Raw genomic sequence first — 17,371 nt, 5'->3', positions numbered from 1 at the left:
AAAACCGAGGTGCAATTATGAATTTCAACTCCAGAACATCCCGCACTCCATTAGTGCTGGCCTCCACGGCGCTCATGGCGAGCCTGCTGCTAACCGGTTGCGGGCAAGGAACGGACCCAGGAACCAAAGAGTCCTCGGGCGCCGAGGCCTCTGCTCCCACCGCGCCCTCCGAGAACCAAAGCGAGAATTCCGTGGACCAAAACGCGCTGCTGAAGATCAACGACAAGCTTTCCGCAGACCTCGGGGAAAACTATGTCCAGGGCTGGATCAAGAACGGCAAGCTGCACGTGTCGACAACTGATGAAGGCCAGCTCGCTGCGATCGAAGAAGCCGGCGCCGTCGGGCATATCGTGAAGCACAGCAGCCAGGAACTGCGCCAGGCCATTGAAAAGATCATGACGTGGCAGGGCAAGCAGGAGAACCCGATCCGCAATTCGATCCACGCCTATTCGATGAATCCTGAAACCGGCGGCATTACGCTCTCCGTGGACAGGAGCCAGATCGACGCGATCACTAAGCTGATCGAAGCGGATCAGCCAGTCGGCGATATCCCCGTGGACTTCAAGTCCAGCGGCGGTGTAGGCTCGCCCGCCAACTCGTAGATAGTTTCCACGCATATAGCCCGCCCGCGCGGGGCAGAACACTATTTTGCAACGGCCAGCCCCGCAACGGGCTGGCCGTTGTTGCGTCCCACACCGTTCAGGCGAAGCCGATAATGAACGATTCGGCACCGGCAGGCACGTAAGATGGGGTGTGTTACGCGATATTGGAAGGTACTAATCGAACTGTGAGCGCCGCATCTGCTGAAAATCCCCAGGACAAGGGGCCGCTATACAAGATATGGCGTTTCATCCGTGAAATCGCCATCATCGTGGTTATCGCCTTGGCGCTCTCCTTCGTGATCAAGACCTTCTTCTTTCGCGCTTATTACATTCCTTCGGGCTCCATGGAACACACCTTGGAAGTCAACGATCGCATCTTCGCGAACCTGATGGTCCCCGGTCCCTTTGAACTGAACCGCGGCGATGTAGTGGTTTTCCGTGACGACCTGGGCTGGCTGCCGCCCTTGGCACAGTCACCCACAGCGTTTGAAAATGTGCTCTCCTTCGTGGGAATCCTTCCGGCCGCCGACGAGCAGTATCTGGTCAAGCGCATCATCGGCATGCCAGGAGACACCGTCGAATACGATGCGGCCGTCGGCAAGATCATGATCAATGGCGAAGCCATCGACGAACCATACATCTACACCGGCAACCAGCCATCGGACATGGAATTCTCGGTCACCGTGCCAGAAGGCAAGATCTGGGTCATGGGCGATCATCGTGCAGCCAGCGCAGACTCGCGCTTCCACACCGATATCGAAGGCGGATTTGTGGACATGGACTCCGTCCAGGGCCGGGCCTCTGTGATTTCGTGGCCAACCTCGCGCTGGGGCACCATCGACTCCCACGATGAAGTTTTCGCCAACGTCCCAGCCCCGGCCAGCAACTAGCCCGCCAGAGATCATGACAGCCACCAAGAACCAGCCCACCACCCTCGACCTCGAACGCGCCCTGGCGGCGCGCCACGGCGTTCGCTTTATTGGAGCGGTCGACGAGGTAGGCCGCGGCGCATTGGCCGGGCCAATTACCGTGGGCATTACCGTGATCGACATCGAGAGTGTGCACGAATTTCCGGAACTGCGCGACTCGAAGCTCTTGCGCCCGGAAACGCGCGAAGAGCTGGTGCCCAAGGTGCGTGACTGGGCCGTGGGCCACGGCGTTGGCCATGCCTCCGCCCAGGAGATAGATGCCCTGGGCGTCACCGCCGCCTTGCGCCTGGCCGGGACCCGCGCCGTGGAGCAATGCGCCGTCGCACCCCAAGCGATCCTGCTGGACGGAAGCTACGACTGGCTGACCGCCCCGGAACCGGACCTTTTTGATGTGCTCGCCGACGAGCGCGAACCAGTGGGACTGCACCTGCCGCTGGCCACCATCATCAAGGGCGATATGACCTGCCAAGCGATTGCTGGCGCCTCTATCCTGGCCAAGGTGGAACGCGACGGTATCATGACAGATCTGGCCCTGTCCCACCCCGACTTCGGCTGGGAAATCAACAAGGGCTACGCAACCGCCGCGCATCGTGCGGCAATCAGTGCACAGGGCCCCTGCGATTACCACCGCAAAAGCTGGAACTTGACTTCGCAGGCCGACTCGGCCCATGGTGAAGCCACAACAAAGAAAGCAAAGTGATGGCTGGCGACGATCTGGAAAATTACGAGTCCGACATGGAACTGCAGCTGTACCGCGAGTACAAAACCGTGGTGGGGCTTTTCAATTACGTGGTCGAGACCGAACGGCGGTTCTACCTGGCCAACCAGGTAGACGTCAAAACGCTGAGCAACGCCGGCGAAGTCTACTTCGAACTGAACCTCACCGACGCGTGGGTGTGGGACATCTACCGGCAAGGGCGTTTTGTGAAGTCCGTGAAGGTGCTGACCTTCAAGGACGTCAACGTCGAGGAACTAAATCGCGACGAGCTGCAGATTCCCAAGGAGGGGCTGGACTCCTAGCGCCGGTTTTCCACACTCCGCTTGCCTGCGGCGCACGCGCGGGCATGAAACTCCGAAAATGTTGAGGACCAATAGTCCGAACATTCAGGAGCCATCATGCGCACCGCGGCACAACGATTGGGTGCGGCCGGGGAACTGGCCGCCGCCAATTACCTCAGCGACCACCAGTATGAGATCCTCGACCGGAACTGGCGCTGCTCTGTTGGCGAGCTGGATGCCGTAGCTCGCGCCGGCAACGGCCAGATTGTGGCCGTCGAGGTTAAAACGAGGTCCTCAACCCGATTTGGCACCGGCTTTGATGCCATCACCGCGCAGAAATACCGCAGGCTTCACAGGCTGCTGATACTTTGGGCGCAAGCCCATCGGACATTCATCGCCGAACCCCGCGTTGATATTCTCGAGGTCTATCCTCAAGGCCCGGGGTACACCTTCCTCCTGCATCAATCGGTGCAAGCATGAGCACTGCACGAACCAGCGCTGCGGCCATCCACGGGGTCAGCGTGTCGCTGATAGAAGTAGAAGCCGATCTCGGAAACGGCATCCCCGGCTTCATTATCCTTGGCCTGCCCGATGCCTCGCTGAATGAAGCACGGGAACGCATCAAGGCGGCGGCGCGGAACACCGGCATTCCGCTGGCCAACCGCAAACTAACGGTTAATCTGTCCCCGGCGACCCTGCCCAAATACGGTTCGGGCTTTGATCTGGCAATTCTTGTCGCCGCGCTGGCTGCCGATCACCAGTTGCTCGCCAGCTCCTCCACGCTGTACCTGGCCGAGCTCGGCCTGGATGGCACCTTGCGCGCAGTTCCTGGTGTCCTGCCCGCAGTGCAACTGGCCAAGGAACATGGATTAGATCGTGTCATTGTGGCTGAAGCAAATGGGAATGAGGCACGGCTGGTTGAGGGAATCGAGGTGAAGTCTGCCCGCCACTTGGGGCAGGTGCTGGAATTCTGTGGCGCGCAGAAGGAACTGATCACTACGCATTTGCGCCATGAGGGCCCTGCCGTCGCCCGGGCACAATCCACTCTGGCCAGCACCAGCCATGACGAGGCAGACCTGCAGCTGGTCAACGGCCAGCAGGAAGCGCGCTTGGCGCTGGAGCTCGCAGCTGCCGGGGGACACCACCTGATCATGGTTGGTCCGGCGGGCGCCGGGAAAACCATGCTGGCCAAATGCCTGCCCACGATCATTCCCCCGCTGGATGACAGCCAAGCCCTGGAGGCCACGGCCGTGCATTCCATTACCAGCGGTGCAATGAACGAGGTCAACCAGCTGCAGCGCACCCCGCCATTCGTCGCACCACACCACACGTCTTCGCTGTCGGCGCTGATTGGCGGTGGAACTGCGCAGCTGAATCCCGGGGCGATAACGCGGGCCCATCACGGGATCCTGTTTTTGGACGAAGCCGCCCAGTTTAATACCGGCGTACTTGACGCCCTTCGCCAACCCATCGAGGAAGGCTATATAAATCTGGCCCGCGCCAGAGGCCACCAGCGATTGCCCGCCCGATTCCAGCTCATTCTCGCATCCAATCCCTGCCCTTGCGGGAGAAACTTCGGGACGGGAACCGGCTGCACGTGCACGCCCATGGCCCGCCGGCGCTACTTCGCCAGGCTCTCCGGGCCCATTTTGGATCGTGTTGACTTGCAAGTTCGAGTGAATCCGGTACACCAATCACAGCTGTTGAGTACCGCGCAGAATGAATCCAGCGCCATAGTTCGCGAGCGAGTCCGCACGACCAGGGAGCGCAGCCAGGAGCGGCTTCGTCCCTTCGCCATTAGCTGCAATGCCCAAATTCCAACGCAAGTACTGCGCCACGAGCTGAGATACCCGGCAAAAACCAAGGCCGCTTTGGAACAGCTTGCTGCTCGCCGCGGGCTTTCGGCCCGCGGTATCCACCGACTGCTGCGGGTGGCCTGGACCGTCGCCGATCAACAACAGCACGCAGCTCCCACCGAAGACGACTTGGCCATTGCAGCGCATCTGCGCCAAAGTCTTGAGAATAGTTAGGCCATCGAATGTCCATCAATTCAAATCCTGCTCCAGTGGGCGATCGCACGAATCAGGAACGGATGACATATGCGCACTTGAACCAGCTGATTGAGCCCAACGACTACACCGCTAGTGCCCTGCTGGAACTCATGAGCCCCCAGGAACTGCTTGCACTGATTCGAAGAGCAGACTTCGTGCCATGGGGGCTCAAGCCCCAGGTTGACGACATCCTCGGAGTGAAGACTTCCGCGAGTATGGCGCAGGACCTGAAAGCCGCGCTGACTCGTTGGCGCAAGAGGCTGCCGCTGAGCAACCCCGTGGCTGCATTGGACACCGCGGCCCGGCGTAATGGAGGACTGCTGATCCCAACGGACCCGATGTGGCCAACTCAGCTTGATGAGCTCAACCTGGGACGACCCCTGTGCCTATGGTGGCGGGCCAGCGACCCCCAACTTCTTGCCGGAGCACAGGTTGCGAAAAATGTAGCGATCGTCGGCTCTCGTGATGCCAGTGACTATGGCGACCAAGTGACCTTCGACCTTGGCAGGACTCTTGCCACGCGTGGGTACACCATCGTCTCCGGGGGAGCCTACGGCATCGATGCCAGCGCCCACCGGGCAGCTCTGACAGTTGAAGACTGGGCCTACCCGAACCCGCCGACCATCACCGTGATGGCCGGCGGTATCGATCGGCTCTATCCATCAGGCAATAGCAACTTGCTCAACCAAATTATCGCGAGGGGCATCCTGCTGTCGGAAGTCCCGCCGGGGACCACATCAGCTCGTTTTCGATTTTTAAACCGCAACCGTATCATTGCCGCCTTGAGCAGGTTGGTCATCGTCGCGGAGGCACGACACCGCTCTGGAGCACTGAATACAGCCAGCCATGCGGTCGAGCTAGGCCGCGATGTCGCAGCCGTTCCCGGAAGCGTGTTCGCTCCGAATTCCGCCGGCTGCCACCGGCTGATCGCCGAGGGAAGCGCCGCGCTGCTGGCTTCACCGCAAGATGCCCTCGCGCTCGTCGGCGCCGACCGCATCCCGCAGTCTTCACGCGCGGATCTGGTGCCCGAGCGATCAACAGATCAGCTGGGCCTCGATGAAGGCATGATCTACGACGTCATGTCGTTTTCCAAGCCGCGGCTGGTTGATGAAATTTCAGCGCGCAGTGGTGTTCCGATGCTCCAAACACTGCAGGCGGTAGCCCGCCTGGAGGCACTAGGGCTGGCCAGCACCGATGGCCTATCGTGGAAATTGGTCTACCAGGGCAAATAGCTGCCTTCAGGTAAGCTCGATGGTGATGAAGCACGATCCTGCCTCGAAGCATTCCTGCGGCCCGTCGGCAAAATTTTCCGAACCCGTGGCCGACTATTTGGAGTACCTGCAGCACGAACGCGGCCGCAGCGAAAATACCTTGCGCGCCTACGACGTAGATCTCCGAAACCTCGGACAGTTCCTCAACGATCACGCCGGGGATCCGGCACTGAAGCAGATTTCTGTCCAAATGCTTCGGGACTGGCTGGCTTACCTGCATGAGTCCGCAGTTTCTCGGACAACATTGGCCCGCCGCATCTCTGCGGTGAAAAACTTCTTCGCTTGGGCATTGAAGAACCACCTGGTTGAGAGCGATCCTGCCTTGCGATTGGCAGCACCGAAAAAAGAGCGGCGGCTGCCGCACATACTTCAGCCCAGCCAGATCGACAGGCTCCTGTCGGAACATGCTGGTCCTAAAGATGAAAATGAGGCAGCCGGGCAAACGGGCGATGGAACCGACCAGAATCCCAAAGCCAGGGCGATCCAGTGTCGAGACAGGGTCATTGCAGAATTGCTCTACGCTTCGGGATTGCGTATCAGTGAGCTGGTTGCCTTGGATATCTCAGATATCGACTTTGAGCGAAGGACGTTAAGAGTCCTTGGTAAAGGCAATAAGGAGCGGATGGTGCCCTTCGGCAAACCTGCCGAGCGGGTGATTATTGAATGGATACGCTCCTACCGTCGAGTCGTTGCCGCAGAGCAGGCTGGGGATGCCTTGCTGGTTGGAATTCGCGGTTCCAGGCTGAATGTTCGACAGGCGCGTGAAGTCGTTGCCAGCGCCTTGCGCTCACTTGGTGACACCTCGGCCAGCGGGCCACACGCCTTACGCCATACAGTCGCCACCCATTTGCTCGATGGAGGCGCTGACCTGCGTGCGGTGCAAGAGTTCCTCGGGCACGCATCGCTTGCCACTACCCAGCTCTATACGCATGTTTCAGTCGATCGATTGCGGCAAAGTTACCGCCAAGCACACCCTCGGGCCTAGAGATTTTCGTCTAATCTGTGAATATAGCCCGCGTGGGTGGCGAAAAGTGCTGTTCATCGGGCAAAATAGAACTATCGGCGGCGATAGCACCAGTTCGATGTTGACGTAGGGGAAGACGATCAACACCGCAACGGAGGATGGCATGTCTGCACCGATGACCAGAGGCGTGATATTTGTACATTCCGCCCCTGCTGCACTATGCCCGCACCTGGAATGGGCAATTGGGTCCGTGCTCGGAACTCCAGTCAAGATGGACTGGACCGAACAACACGTCGCACCCGGATTTTGTCGCGCCGAAATTGAGTGGGTAGGCCCTCAGGGAACTGGCGCACTGCTCACCAGTGAAATGCATGGATGGCAGCATCTGCGTTTCGAAATCACAGAGGATCCAAGCCCCGGCGCCGACGGCAGCCGTTGGTCCGTAACGCCAGACTTGGGGATCTTCCACGCGACCGTTGATGTTGCTGGCAACATCATGGTTGGCGAGGAAAGAATCCGCTGGGCCTATGAGAAGGGCGATGGAAACCCGTCAATTTTCTATCAAGAAATGTCCATCGCACTGGGCGAAGCCTGGGACGAGGAGCTCGAGCCTTTCCGCCATTCAGGAGATGAAGCACCTGTACGATGGCTCAACCAGGTGGTTTAGCAACTGGTTTTAATGTCTCTGGGTGAGTTTACAACTGCACTCAGTTAGACCCCGGTGGTGCGGGGTTGTTACCACGAGAAGTGGGATGCCATATTGGGATCCCACTTCTTGGTTTTACCCTGAAGACATAGTCAGGCGCGCGCCAAGGGTGCTAGACTCATTAGCGATGAAGACCAGTCAGGCTCTAGGCAGCCATTCCCGGAACGGCTATCTGGTCGTTCCCTGATCCGCGGACCACCCTTTCGCCGGAAGATTCAAGCAACAGAATTTTCGGACATATTTTGAAAGGGACAGATGACCGCGCAATTCAACCACACAATTATCGCTTCAACGGATCCACAGCGCATGGCAGAGTTTTACACTGACTTGCTCGAAGCGAAGCCTGCCCCCAGTTGGGGGCCATTTTGCAACATCAGCCTTGACGGTGGGGTGTTGCTGCAGTTTGCGACGCCACCGATTGATTTTCCGCCTCAGCACTATGCGTTCCTGCTCAGCGAAGCGCATTTTGACCGCGCTTACCAAAAAATTCGCGCAGCGGAGCACGAACATTGGGCTGACCCACAACGTCAGCAACCCGGAGCAATCAATCATGAGCACGGTGGCAGGGGAGTCTATTTGCTTGACCCATCGGGACATTATCTGGAACTAATCACGAAGGAATACATCCCGCGATGAGGTCACCGGACGACGTCGAATACATTCTTTTGGATACCATTTGAATATGTTTGTGAATCCACGAGCTTGAGCTTTTGCGCGTCCATGCTTTTCTGGCTGAACAGGCGCTTGCCTGCGCCGAGCAGGACCGGGAAAACCAGGAGGTTGTACCGATCAATAAGCTGGTGCTCTTGGAGGGAACGAACCAAGGTTGCCGAACCATGGATGCTGATGGGTCCGCCCTCGCCCGCGCGTAGGCGTGCGACGTCGGAGATCGAACGCAGGATGGTTGTCTCGCCCCAGTTGTCTACGAGGTCCTTCTCGGCCAGCGTTGTGGAAAGCACGTATTTCGGCATGGCGTTATAGCGCGGAAATTCCTCGGTCATCGATGGCCAGATGGGGGAGAAGGCCTGGTAGCTGATCCTGCCCAGCAATATGGCTGAAGCTTCGGCCTGTTCGGTGCCCTTCAGCTCGTACGCGGCTGGATCGAACTCGACACTATTCATGGTCCAGCCGGAATTGCGGTATTCAGGTTCGCCGCCTGGAGCTTCAACGACTCCGTCGAGCGAGACAAATGCAGTTGCGATGAGTGTGCGCACGAGGGTGGCTCCTGAGTTGATCGAAGTAACAAGTTCCCACGCCAGGTGGGCGGATCTTGAGCGTAACAAGCCCAGGTGCGATCAGACAACGCTTTGCCGAAGAAGCCAGAGAATTAAAGCAGGATGGGCTGGTCCAAGGAAACCCTTGGACCAGCCCATCGGCCATGCGGTTGCACGCAACCGGGATATTGCTAGACGCTGCGGATAGCGACGACTGCGTTGTGGCCACCGAAACCGAACGAGTTGTTCAGTGCCACGATGGTGCCCTCAGCCGGAAGTGCTTCCGGCTGGCCGGTGACTACCTTCAGCGGGATCGCTGGATCCTGGTTATCCAGGTTGATCGTCACAGGGGTGGTGCGGTGGTAGACAGCCAGCGCGCACAGGACCGATTCAACGGCACCGGAGGCGCCAAGCAGGTGGCCCATCTGCGACTTCGTCGCCGAGACCCAGACGTTGTCCAGCTGATCGCCCAGGGCGGTCTTCAGGGCGGTGTATTCCGGAGCGTCGCCCACCGGGGTGGAGGTTGCGTGCGCGTTGACGTGCACAACGTCCTCTGGCTGGATGCGGCCGTCGAACATGGCGGCCTTCAGGGCGCGAGTAGCACCCGAGCCATCTGGATCCGGAGCGGTGATGTGGTGTGCATCAGAGGTGACCGACGAGCCGGCCAGCTCGGCGTAGATGCGGGCGCCACGAGCCAACGCGTGCTCTTCGGCTTCCAGCACCAAGGCGCCAGCGCCTTCACCCATCACGAAGCCATCACGATCGATGTCGTACGGGCGGGAGGCCTTGGCAGGATCGTCATTGCGGCGCGAGAGCGCATGCATCGAGGAGAAAGCAGCCATTGGCATGGGGTGGATGGCGGCTTCAGCGCCACCAACCATCACGACATCCGCCTTGCCCGAGCGGATCAGTTCCAGGCCAACATGCATGGCCTCGGTGCCCGATGCACAAGCGGAGACCGGGGTGTGAGCGCCACCGGCGGCACCCAGATCCAGGGACACCGCAGCAGCTGGGCCGTTGGGCATCAGCATTGGAACAGTCATTGGCAAAACTCGGCGGGGGCCCTTTTCGCGCAGGGTGTCCCAGGCGTTCAGCAGGGTCCAGACACCGCCGATGCCGGTAGCGAAGGCCACGGCAAGCTTGTTCTGATCGATGTCGTCCTTGCTCAGACCGGAGTCAGCCCATGCTTCGCGCGAGGCAACGACAGCGAACTGCGTGGAAGGATCCATGCGCTTGGTTTCCGGGCGGGTGAGAACCTCGGTTGGCTGAACGGAAGCGCGCGCAGCGAAGGTGACCGGAAGGTCGTATTCCTTCACCCAGGCATCATCCAGGGTTGCGGCGCCGGAGACGCCCTTCAAAGCGTTGGCCCAGAGGGTGGGGACGTCCCCGCCGATTGGGGTCGTGGCTCCGAGACCGGTGATCACTACTTTGCGCGCCATCATCAAACTCTCTACTGTGCGATTAAGAAATTTAGGGGGCCGGCTTGACGTACCGGCCGATGCGCACGGCTCGCCCGCGCAACGGTGTGGCGATTAACGCCGAAAGCTTAGGCCTGAACCGAAGCGATGAAGCTGACAGCGTCGCCTACGGTCTTCAGGTTCTTGACTTCCTCGTCCGGAATCTTAACGTCGAACTTCTCTTCTGCCTCTACGACGATGGTCATCATCGAGATCGAGTCGATGTCCAGGTCCTCGGTGAAGGACTTGTCCAGCTGCACGTCTGCTTCGTCCAGGCCGGTCTCGGAGTTGACGATTTCGGCGAGGCCCGCCAGGATTTCTTCGTTGCTAGCCATGGATGGCTCCTTTTCTTCAGTTGCCGGAGGACTCCGGTGTTCTTTGTGGCTGCAACAGATCCCTGCGGACAGGTTTCCGTCGCGAGCCGATGTCCTGAAACGAAGGTGCATGAATCACGCACCGCAGTTTCGTCGGTTTAAAGCTTAGGCCAGAGATGAGCCCGCCGGTGCCATCATGACTGGTTTGGCGCGCAAATCTTTGAGTTCTGCCGGTTAGCTGGCAGTGTGCTCGGCGATGAAGGCCTGGGCGGCTTCAAGATCGGCAGGCGACTTGACCGCGAGGGTCTTCACGCCCTTCAGCCCGCGGCGGGCCAAGCCCACCAGGGTGCCAGCTGGAGCCAGTTCCAATACTCCGGTGACGCCGGCTTCGGCCAAGGTCTCCATGCATAGGTCCCAGCGCACCGGGCGGGAGACCTGGGCTACCAGGGAGTCGAGGTTGGCTTGGCCATCAGCGACCGGCTGGCCATCGAAATTCGAGAGCAGGCGCACGCTCGGGTCAGCGGGCGCGAGGGTATCGGCCAATTCCTTCAAGGTGCCCACCGCTGGCTGCATGTGCGAGGTGTGGAATGCACCGGCAACCTTCAAGGGGATCACACGGGCCTTGGCCGGTGGATTCTCGACCAGTTCGGCCAGCTGTTCGGTGGTTCCCGCGGCAACGATCTGCCCGCCACCGTTGGCGTTGGCCGGGGTGAGTCCGAAACCGTCCAAGACCGCGAGGACCTCTTCAGGATCGCCGCCGAGCACGGCGGCCATGCCGGTCGGGGTGGCTGCGGCCGCTTCGGCCATGGCATTGGCGCGGACCTTGACGAAGTTCATCGCATCGGATTCAGCCAAGGCCCCGGCCAGTGCGGAGGCGGTGATTTCGCCAACCGAGTGGCCAGCGACGATGCTGCCTGCTGGCAAGTGATCGCCGAACAGCGCACGGGCGGTCACCAGGCCTGCGGCGACAATCAGCGGCTGCGCCACGGCGGTGTCCTTGATGGTCTCTTCGTCGGAGACGGTTCCGTGGGCGGTGAGGTCGCGCTCGGTAATGGCGCTCAGGGCTGCCAGATGATCGGCAACACCTTCAACTTCGAGCCATTCGGCGAGGAAACCTGGGGTCTGGGAGCCCTGTCCGGGGCAAACGATTGCTAACACTCTTACAGCTTTCCAAATTCTAGGAGCTTTTCGCGCTTCATTTCGGTACCAAGCTCAAGGTGGCTATTTGTAGGAACTCTACAAAACAGTATCCCATGCCCAATCGGAATTCCCATGTAATGCGCTATGAGCGAGCAAAATGGTGTTGTTTGCCATGCCCATTCTTTGGGTGAAGCCTACAAGTTGAACTCGTGGAGCCGGCCGTAGAGCAATGCCGACTGGAGCACAAAAGCGTCACGCGGCACCAACGGGTCCCAGCCGCTGACCTCGCTGACCCGCTTGAGCCGATAACGCACCGTATTGGCATGGACAAAGAGCTCGCGCGCGGTGCCTTCCAGCGAATGCCCCAGCGCCAGATAGCTGGAGAGGGTTTCAAGCAGCCCGTTGGAGGCTTGCTGCAGCGGCTGATACACCTGTTCGATCAGCGCCGTGCGTGCCAGCTGATCGCCATTGCACGCGCGTTCCGGCCACAAATCATCGGTGCTGACCGGATTGGGCGCCTGCGGCCAGGCGCGTGCTGCGCTGTAGCCGGCGACCGCGGCCACTGCGGCATGGTGCATGTCCTTGACCGTGGCCGCCAGCGGCGAGTACACCACCGGGCCCGGGCCGAAGAACCGGGTGAAGCGGGTGAGGTCGACGTCGTCGAATTTGGTATCCGAAAGCATTAGCACCGAGCGGTCGCCGAGCACCCCCACTAGCGAATCGCGCGAATAGCGGGTGGCGACCCGGCGCAAGGTCGTGACGAAGGTTGCCGAATTGGCTGCCGGCGTGGTGCCCACCAGGATGCGGATGTCCTTTTGCGACTTCCAGCCAATGGCGGCAATCCGCGAAGCCAGCGAGTCATGGGGCTCGCCGTGGAGTACCGCATCAACCACGTGGGCCTCCAGCCGGGAGTCCCAAGCACCACGGGTTTCGGCGGCACGCGCGTAGACGTCTGCGGCGGCAAAGGCGACCTCGCGGGAGTAGCGCAGCACCGCCTCGCGCAGGGCGGCCTGCTCGTGCTCCGTGGCGATATCCGGAACCTGGGATTCGACGACCTCCACGATGGTGCGCAGCAGCCCCAAGGCCTTTTGCAGCGAGATTGAGCGGGTCAATTCGGTGGGAGCTGCCCCAAAGACGTCGGTGACCACCCATGACGGGGTGGAGGACGGATCCTCATACCAGGTGACAAAGGTTGAGATGCCCTTTTGGGCGATCAGGCCCAGGGCTGCGCGCTCGTTCGGATCCAGCGAGCGGTACCAGGGCAGCTGCTGGTCAAGATACTTCAGGGCGGTGGTGGACAGGACCCCGATATGGCTTTGGAGCCGCTTGAGCGTTTGCGGGCTCGGTGGCTGTGGCTGGCTGGATCGGTTTTTCGGCGTGGCGGCTTCGAGTTCGGGACTCATGCTCTCAAGCTTAGTGATTTTTTCTCCGCCATGCCCATGCCATGAAGGGTGATTAAAAAGCTCCTGCCCCGCAGCGGAAATTCCGTTGCGGGGCAGGAGCCGATCTGGCACAGGTGCCGACCCGTGGGTGCTTAGGCGTCGCCGCCAGCGTTGCCGGACTTGCCGGCGTTCGGGTTGTTCAGATCGTACTTGGCGTGGGCCTTCACTGCGGTGTCCGCAGGGATTTCGCCGCGCTCGACCAGCGACTGCAAGGTCTGGACCACCAGCGAGTGGGCATCGATCTTGAAGAAGCGGCGGGCCGCTGCACGGGTATCCGAGAAGCCGAAACCGTCCGCGCCCAGGGTGTGGAATTCACCTGGCACGTAGGGGCGGATCTGCTCGGGCACGGCGCGCATGTAGTCGGTGGTAGCGATCACCGGGCCCGGGGTGGACTCCAGCTTGCTGGTCACGTACGGGGTGCGGCGAGCCTTGGAAGGATCGATCAGCACCTCGGCGTCGGCGTTCTGGCCGTCGCGGGCCAGTTCGTTCCACGAAGTCACTGACCAGACATCGGCGGAAACGCCCCACTCTTCGGCGAGGATTTCCTGTGCTTCCAGCGCCCATGGCACGGCCACGCCGGAGGCCAGCAGCTGTGCGCGCGGGCCGTCGGTGGTGGCTTCCTTGAGCAGGTGGATGCCCTTGATGATGCCCTCGACGTCAACGTCCTCCGGCTCAGCGGGCTGGCTGATCGGCTCGTTGTACACGGTCAGGTAGTACATGACGTTTGGATCCTGGTGGGTTCCGCCGTACATGCGGTCCAGGCCGGAGCGCATGATGTGGCCGATTTCGTAACCGTAGGCAGGATCGTAGGTGATCACGGCCGGGTTGGTCGAAGCCAGGATCGGCGAATGGCCATCGGCGTGCTGCAGGCCTTCACCGGTCAGTGTGGTGCGGCCGGCGGTAGCGCCGATGATGAAGCCACGGGTCATCTGGTCGCCGGCAGCCCAGAACTGGTCGCCGGTGCGCTGGAAGCCGAACATCGAGTAGAACACGTAGATCGGGATCAGCGGTTCGTCGTGGGTCGAGTAGCTGGTGCCGGCAGCGGTGAATGCTGCGACGGCGCCGGCCTCGTTGATGCCCGGGTGGATCAGCTGGCCCTGAGGGGATTCCTTGTAGGCCAGTACCAGGTCGCGGTCCACGGACAGGTAGTTCTGGCCACCTGGGTTGTAGATCTTCGCGGTCGGGAAGAACGAATCCATGCCGAAGGTACGTGACTCATCGGGAACGATCGGCACGATGCGGTGGCCGAATTCCTTGTCGCGCATCAGGTCCTTGAGCAGGCGGACGAAGGCCATGGTGGTGGCTGCCTGCTGCTTGCCCGAGCCGCGCTTGGCGATGGCGTATGCCTTGTCGCCTGGCAGCGGGAGCTTGACTGAAGTTTCCTTGCGGCGGGTCGGCACCGAACCGCCCAGGGCCGCGCGGCGTTCCATCATGTACTTGAACTCCGGCGAATCCTCGGATGGGCGGAAGTACGGTGGCGAGTACAGATCGGCTTCGAGCTGCTCGTCGGTGATCGGGATGCGCAGGTGATCGCGGAAGCCCTTAAGGTCTTCCATGGTCAGCTTCTTCATCTGGTGGGTCGCGTTGCGAGCCTCGAAGTGCGAACCCAAGCCGTAGCCCTTGACGGTCTTGGCCAGGATGACGGTTGGCTTGCCCTTGAACTCGACGGCAGCCTTGTAGGCGGCGTAGACCTTGTGATAGTCGTGGCCACCGCGCTTGAGGTTCCAGATCTCGTCGTCGGTCATGTCGGCAACCAATTCCTTGGTTTCCGGACGCTGGCCGAAGAAGTGCTCGCGCACAAATGCGCCGGACTCGGCCTTGTAGGTCTGGTAGTCGCCATCCGGGGTCTGGTTCATGATGTCGACCAGGGCATTGGTCTTGTCGGCTTCGAGCAGGGCATCCCACTCGCGGCCCCAAGTGACCTTGATGACGTTCCAGCCAGCACCGCGGAAGAAGGCTTCCAGTTCCTGCATGATCTTGCCGTTGCCGCGAACCGGGCCGTCCAGGCGCTGCAGGTTGCAATTGATGACGAAGTTCAGGTTGTCCAGCTTTTCGTTGGCAGCCAGCTGCAAGAAGCCGCGCGACTCCGGCTCGTCCATTTCGCCGTCGCCAAGGAAGGCCCAGACCTGCTGGTCGGAGGTGTCCTTGATGCCGCGGTTTTGCAGGTAGCGGTTCAGCTGTGCCTGGTAGATGGCGTTAGCTGGGCCGATGCCCATCGACACGGTCGGGAATTCCCAGAAGTCGGGAAGCGAACGCGGGTGCGGGTAGGAAGGAAGCGCGTGGCCTTCCTTGGAGTGCTCCTGGCGGAAGCCGTCCATGTCCTCTTCCGACAAGCGGCCTTCGAGGAAGGCGCGGGCGTACATGCCCGGCGAGGCGTGGCCCTGGAAGAAGACCTGATCGCCGCCGCCTGGATGGTTCTTGCCACGGAAGAAGTGGTTGAAGCCCACTTCGTAGAGGGTGGCTGCACCAGCGTAGGTGGAGATGTGGCCGCCAACGCCGATGGCCGGGTTCTGGGCTCGGTGCACCATGATGGCTGCGTTCCAGCGCATGAAAGCGCGGTAGCGGCGTTCGATGGCTTCATCGCCCGGGAAGTCTGGTTCCTGGTCCACAGGAATAGTGTTCACGTAGTCGGTGGTGGTCACATGGGGGACACCCACGGACTTTGCACCTGCACGCTGCAATAGCGAGCGGATAATGAACTGAGCACGCTCGGTGCCCTGGGATTCTACGAGAGAATCAAACGAGTCCATCCATTCCTGAGTCTCCTCAGGATCCCGATCTGAAAGCTGGTAAGTCAACCCGCTACGGATCTGGGAGATGTGTTCCTCTACAGCCACGGAAGCTCCTTGATTGAATTGCGGCTCCGCTGCGTTGCAGTTTTCCACTGCGATGCAACGGTTTTGGGACAACGGGTGCAGTAACACTGGAGTGATGTGCACTGTCGGTTCATATGCAACTCTAATGTCATTTTTGCAGGCCTGGGAGCACAATTTTGAGCCAAATAGCGCTTAAATAATACTTTTTGTGTGACTTGGATAATACCGTACAGGAGCTATCAGCTCGACGTGCCTGTCGATATGATGTGGACCACTGTATCGTGGGTTATATTTGTTCGGCGTGTTATTGCTGCAGCGCTTGAATGGAACAGGAAAACCGTGTTTCGTTGGTAGTAACGCTTTGCACCAGCAGGAGGAATGAAGTGAGCGACGCCGTATCGGCAAATCTGGAGCCCGCCAAAAAAATGGGGTTCCAAAATGAAGACCTTATTCAGGAACTGGGTTACGACGATGACGTGGATTACGATCTGCGTGACTCGATCGAGGATCTGATTGGTTCAGAGCTGCTCACCGAAGAGGATCATGACGTTGTCGACGCAGTTATCTTCTGGTGGCGCGATGGCGATGGAGACCTTGTTGATTCGTTGATGGACGCGTTGAACTGCCTGGAGGAAAGCGGCATTGTCTGGCTGCTAACCCCTAAGCAGGGTCGCGAAGGTCACGTATCCCCAGCACTAATCCAGCAGGAGGCGCCAAGTGCCGGCCTGCATGTGACTACGAGTGAAGGTGTTTCGGAGGACTGGTCTGCAGTCCGCCTGGCCCCGCGTAAGAAGAACTAATGATTCAAGCAGGTTCGCGCCTGTTCGATTTCTCGCTGCAAAATCAATACGGTGAGTCGATAACCAGTACCGGGCTTTCACAAGGCCGGGTGCTGGTTGTCTTTTTCCCCTGGGCGTTTTCTAGGGTTTGCGGTTCGGAATTGGCGGCGCTTAATAACGAGCATGAGTACTTTGCCGAACGCGGGGTGCGCGTTGTGGGCATATCAGTCGACCACAAATTCACCCTGCGCAGCTACGCGGAGTCGCTGGATCTTGAATTCGAGCTACTTGCCGACTTCTGGCCCCACGGGGAAGTCGCACGGCAAGCCGGTGCGTTTGATGGGTATCAAGGTGTCGCGACGCGCGCCTCCTTGCTCCTCGTTGACGGCCAGGTGCACAAGATTTTCCGCAGCGGGATGTCCGAAGCTCGCGCGATTCAAGACTATGTGGATGCTATCGAAGCCTTGTAGGGCCGGGGAACTCGCACTGTGCTCCAGTTCACGCAGAAAGCTTCCGCCTCGATTTGCGCGTTGGGAAATATCTCGGTAGAGTTATTCCTCGTTGGCTTCCAAAGCGAACATGGTTAGGGCCTTTAGCTCAGCTGGTAGAGCGTCACGTTTACACCGTGAATGTCATCGGTTCGATCCCGGTAGGGCCCACCAAACAGAAATCCTCGATCCACTCGGA

18 protein-coding genes and 1 tRNA gene are annotated in these 17,371 nt (G+C 60.0%); 13 read left to right on the top strand and 6 right to left on the bottom strand.

The features are described 5' to 3' along the window. Nucleotides 1-17: 17 nt before the first annotated feature. From ACT7DV_RS16135 to ACT7DV_RS16090, 10 genes are all read left to right on the top strand, one after another. A complete protein-coding gene (locus ACT7DV_RS16135; protein WP_444664094.1) occupies nt 18-602 on the top strand; it encodes a hypothetical protein in 585 nt (194 codons plus the stop codon). Between the two features lie 185 nt (nt 603-787). Continuing rightward, complete coding sequence (gene lepB / locus ACT7DV_RS16130; protein WP_444664092.1) at nt 788-1,492, top strand: signal peptidase I; 705 nt, start codon at nt 788-790, stop codon at nt 1,490-1,492. Continuing rightward, nucleotides 1,452-2,231, top strand: a complete 780-nt coding sequence (locus ACT7DV_RS16125) for a ribonuclease HII (protein ID WP_444664090.1) — start codon at nt 1,452-1,454, stop codon at nt 2,229-2,231. Before lepB ends, ACT7DV_RS16125 begins: the two co-directional genes overlap by 41 nt. Further along, nucleotides 2,231-2,551, top strand: coding sequence for a DUF2469 domain-containing protein (locus ACT7DV_RS16120; RefSeq protein WP_022876618.1), 321 nt, complete (start codon nt 2,231-2,233; stop codon nt 2,549-2,551). Before ACT7DV_RS16125 ends, ACT7DV_RS16120 begins: the two co-directional genes overlap by 1 nt. A gap of 96 nt (nt 2,552-2,647) precedes the next feature. Beyond that, the gene (locus ACT7DV_RS16115) at nt 2,648-3,010 is read left to right on the top strand and encodes a YraN family protein (protein ID WP_444664087.1); all 363 of its coding nucleotides are present in this window, start codon (nt 2,648-2,650) and stop codon (nt 3,008-3,010) included. After that, nucleotides 3,007-4,560 (top strand): YifB family Mg chelatase-like AAA ATPase, encoded by a 1,554-nt coding sequence (locus ACT7DV_RS16110; protein WP_444664085.1) that lies wholly within the window; start codon nt 3,007-3,009, stop codon nt 4,558-4,560. The genes ACT7DV_RS16115 and ACT7DV_RS16110 overlap by 4 nt, the downstream gene beginning before the upstream one ends. A gap of 8 nt (nt 4,561-4,568) precedes the next feature. Continuing rightward, nucleotides 4,569-5,813, top strand: coding sequence for a DNA-processing protein DprA (gene dprA, locus ACT7DV_RS16105; RefSeq protein WP_444664083.1), 1,245 nt, complete (start codon nt 4,569-4,571; stop codon nt 5,811-5,813). A 19-nt stretch (nt 5,814-5,832) separates the two neighbouring features. Continuing rightward, nucleotides 5,833-6,837, top strand: a complete 1,005-nt coding sequence (locus tag ACT7DV_RS16100) for a tyrosine recombinase XerC (RefSeq protein ID WP_444664081.1) — start codon at nt 5,833-5,835, stop codon at nt 6,835-6,837. 142 nt (nt 6,838-6,979) lie between these two features. Continuing rightward, a complete protein-coding gene (locus tag ACT7DV_RS16095; RefSeq protein ID WP_060701508.1) occupies nt 6,980-7,483 on the top strand; it encodes a DUF3145 domain-containing protein in 504 nt (167 codons plus the stop codon). A 294-nt stretch (nt 7,484-7,777) separates the two neighbouring features. Then, a complete protein-coding gene (locus ACT7DV_RS16090; RefSeq protein ID WP_444664079.1) occupies nt 7,778-8,158 on the top strand; it encodes a VOC family protein in 381 nt (126 codons plus the stop codon). 2 nt (nt 8,159-8,160) lie between these two features. On the opposite strand, the gene ACT7DV_RS16085 is transcribed toward ACT7DV_RS16090, so the two are convergent. The 6 genes from ACT7DV_RS16085 to aceE form a co-directional block, all read right to left on the bottom strand. After that, nucleotides 8,161-8,736 (bottom strand): dihydrofolate reductase family protein, encoded by a 576-nt coding sequence (locus ACT7DV_RS16085; protein ID WP_444664077.1) that lies wholly within the window; start codon nt 8,734-8,736, stop codon nt 8,161-8,163. A 191-nt stretch (nt 8,737-8,927) separates the two neighbouring features. Continuing rightward, entirely contained in the window at nt 8,928-10,175 is a 1,248-nt protein-coding gene (locus ACT7DV_RS16080) for a beta-ketoacyl-[acyl-carrier-protein] synthase family protein (RefSeq protein WP_444664075.1), read from the bottom strand. A gap of 107 nt (nt 10,176-10,282) precedes the next feature. After that, on the bottom strand, nt 10,283-10,528 hold the full coding sequence (locus ACT7DV_RS16075; protein WP_060701512.1) for an acyl carrier protein: 246 nt from the start codon (nt 10,526-10,528) through the stop codon (nt 10,283-10,285). Between the two features lie 213 nt (nt 10,529-10,741). Next, on the bottom strand, nt 10,742-11,665 hold the full coding sequence (locus ACT7DV_RS16070) for an ACP S-malonyltransferase (protein WP_444664073.1): 924 nt from the start codon (nt 11,663-11,665) through the stop codon (nt 10,742-10,744). 176 nt (nt 11,666-11,841) lie between these two features. Further along, nucleotides 11,842-13,050, bottom strand: coding sequence for a PucR family transcriptional regulator (locus tag ACT7DV_RS16065; RefSeq protein WP_444664071.1), 1,209 nt, complete (start codon nt 13,048-13,050; stop codon nt 11,842-11,844). A 131-nt stretch (nt 13,051-13,181) separates the two neighbouring features. Then, nucleotides 13,182-15,926 carry a pyruvate dehydrogenase (acetyl-transferring), homodimeric type gene (gene aceE / locus ACT7DV_RS16060; RefSeq protein WP_444664069.1) on the bottom strand — a complete coding sequence of 915 codons (2,745 nt, stop codon included), beginning with the start codon at nt 15,924-15,926 and terminating at the stop codon, nt 13,182-13,184. A 404-nt stretch (nt 15,927-16,330) separates the two neighbouring features. Between aceE and ACT7DV_RS16055 the strand changes: the two genes are divergently transcribed. The 3 genes from ACT7DV_RS16055 (at nt 16,331) to ACT7DV_RS16045 (ending at nt 17,346) form a co-directional block, all read left to right on the top strand. Beyond that, the gene (locus ACT7DV_RS16055) at nt 16,331-16,705 is read left to right on the top strand and encodes a DUF3052 domain-containing protein (RefSeq protein ID WP_098945548.1); all 375 of its coding nucleotides are present in this window, start codon (nt 16,331-16,333) and stop codon (nt 16,703-16,705) included. Continuing rightward, a complete protein-coding gene (locus tag ACT7DV_RS16050; protein ID WP_444664067.1) occupies nt 16,705-17,154 on the top strand; it encodes a redoxin domain-containing protein in 450 nt (149 codons plus the stop codon). Before ACT7DV_RS16055 ends, ACT7DV_RS16050 begins: the two co-directional genes overlap by 1 nt. A 116-nt stretch (nt 17,155-17,270) precedes the next feature. Then, a tRNA-Val gene (locus ACT7DV_RS16045) sits at nt 17,271-17,346 on the top strand. Nucleotides 17,347-17,371: the final 25 nt, after the last annotated feature.

Origin of the sequence: Glutamicibacter sp. TV12E (assembly GCF_052441935.1) — a bacterium.
Lineage (GTDB): Bacteria > Actinomycetota > Actinomycetes > Actinomycetales > Micrococcaceae > Glutamicibacter.
The sequence above is the reverse complement of the archived record's forward strand: the minus strand, read 5'-3'. Positions and strand labels throughout refer to the sequence as shown.

Excerpts from the sequence above, each read along its gene's own strand:
- ACT7DV_RS16120 (WP_022876618.1), top strand. The coding sequence starts at position 2,231 with ATGGCTGGCGACGATCTGGAAAATTACGAGTCCGACATGGAACTGCAG.
- ACT7DV_RS16135 (WP_444664094.1), top strand. The coding sequence starts at position 18 with ATGAATTTCAACTCCAGAACATCCCGCACTCCATTAGTGCTGGCCTCC.
- ACT7DV_RS16115 (WP_444664087.1), top strand. The coding sequence starts at position 2,648 with ATGCGCACCGCGGCACAACGATTGGGTGCGGCCGGGGAACTGGCCGCC.
- ACT7DV_RS16100 (WP_444664081.1), top strand. The coding sequence starts at position 5,833 with ATGGTGATGAAGCACGATCCTGCCTCGAAGCATTCCTGCGGCCCGTCG.
- ACT7DV_RS16095 (WP_060701508.1), top strand. The coding sequence starts at position 6,980 with ATGTCTGCACCGATGACCAGAGGCGTGATATTTGTACATTCCGCCCCT.
- ACT7DV_RS16080 (WP_444664075.1), bottom strand. The coding sequence starts at position 10,175 with ATGGCGCGCAAAGTAGTGATCACCGGTCTCGGAGCCACGACCCCAATC.
- ACT7DV_RS16065 (WP_444664071.1), bottom strand. The coding sequence starts at position 13,050 with ATGAGTCCCGAACTCGAAGCCGCCACGCCGAAAAACCGATCCAGCCAG.
- ACT7DV_RS16055 (WP_098945548.1), top strand. The coding sequence starts at position 16,331 with ATGGGGTTCCAAAATGAAGACCTTATTCAGGAACTGGGTTACGACGAT.
- ACT7DV_RS16090 (WP_444664079.1), top strand. The coding sequence starts at position 7,778 with ATGACCGCGCAATTCAACCACACAATTATCGCTTCAACGGATCCACAG.
- ACT7DV_RS16125 (WP_444664090.1), top strand. The coding sequence starts at position 1,452 with ATGAAGTTTTCGCCAACGTCCCAGCCCCGGCCAGCAACTAGCCCGCCA.
- ACT7DV_RS16075 (WP_060701512.1), bottom strand. The coding sequence starts at position 10,528 with ATGGCTAGCAACGAAGAAATCCTGGCGGGCCTCGCCGAAATCGTCAAC.
- dprA (WP_444664083.1), top strand. The coding sequence starts at position 4,569 with ATGTCCATCAATTCAAATCCTGCTCCAGTGGGCGATCGCACGAATCAG.
- ACT7DV_RS16050 (WP_444664067.1), top strand. The coding sequence starts at position 16,705 with ATGATTCAAGCAGGTTCGCGCCTGTTCGATTTCTCGCTGCAAAATCAA.
- ACT7DV_RS16110 (WP_444664085.1), top strand. The coding sequence starts at position 3,007 with ATGAGCACTGCACGAACCAGCGCTGCGGCCATCCACGGGGTCAGCGTG.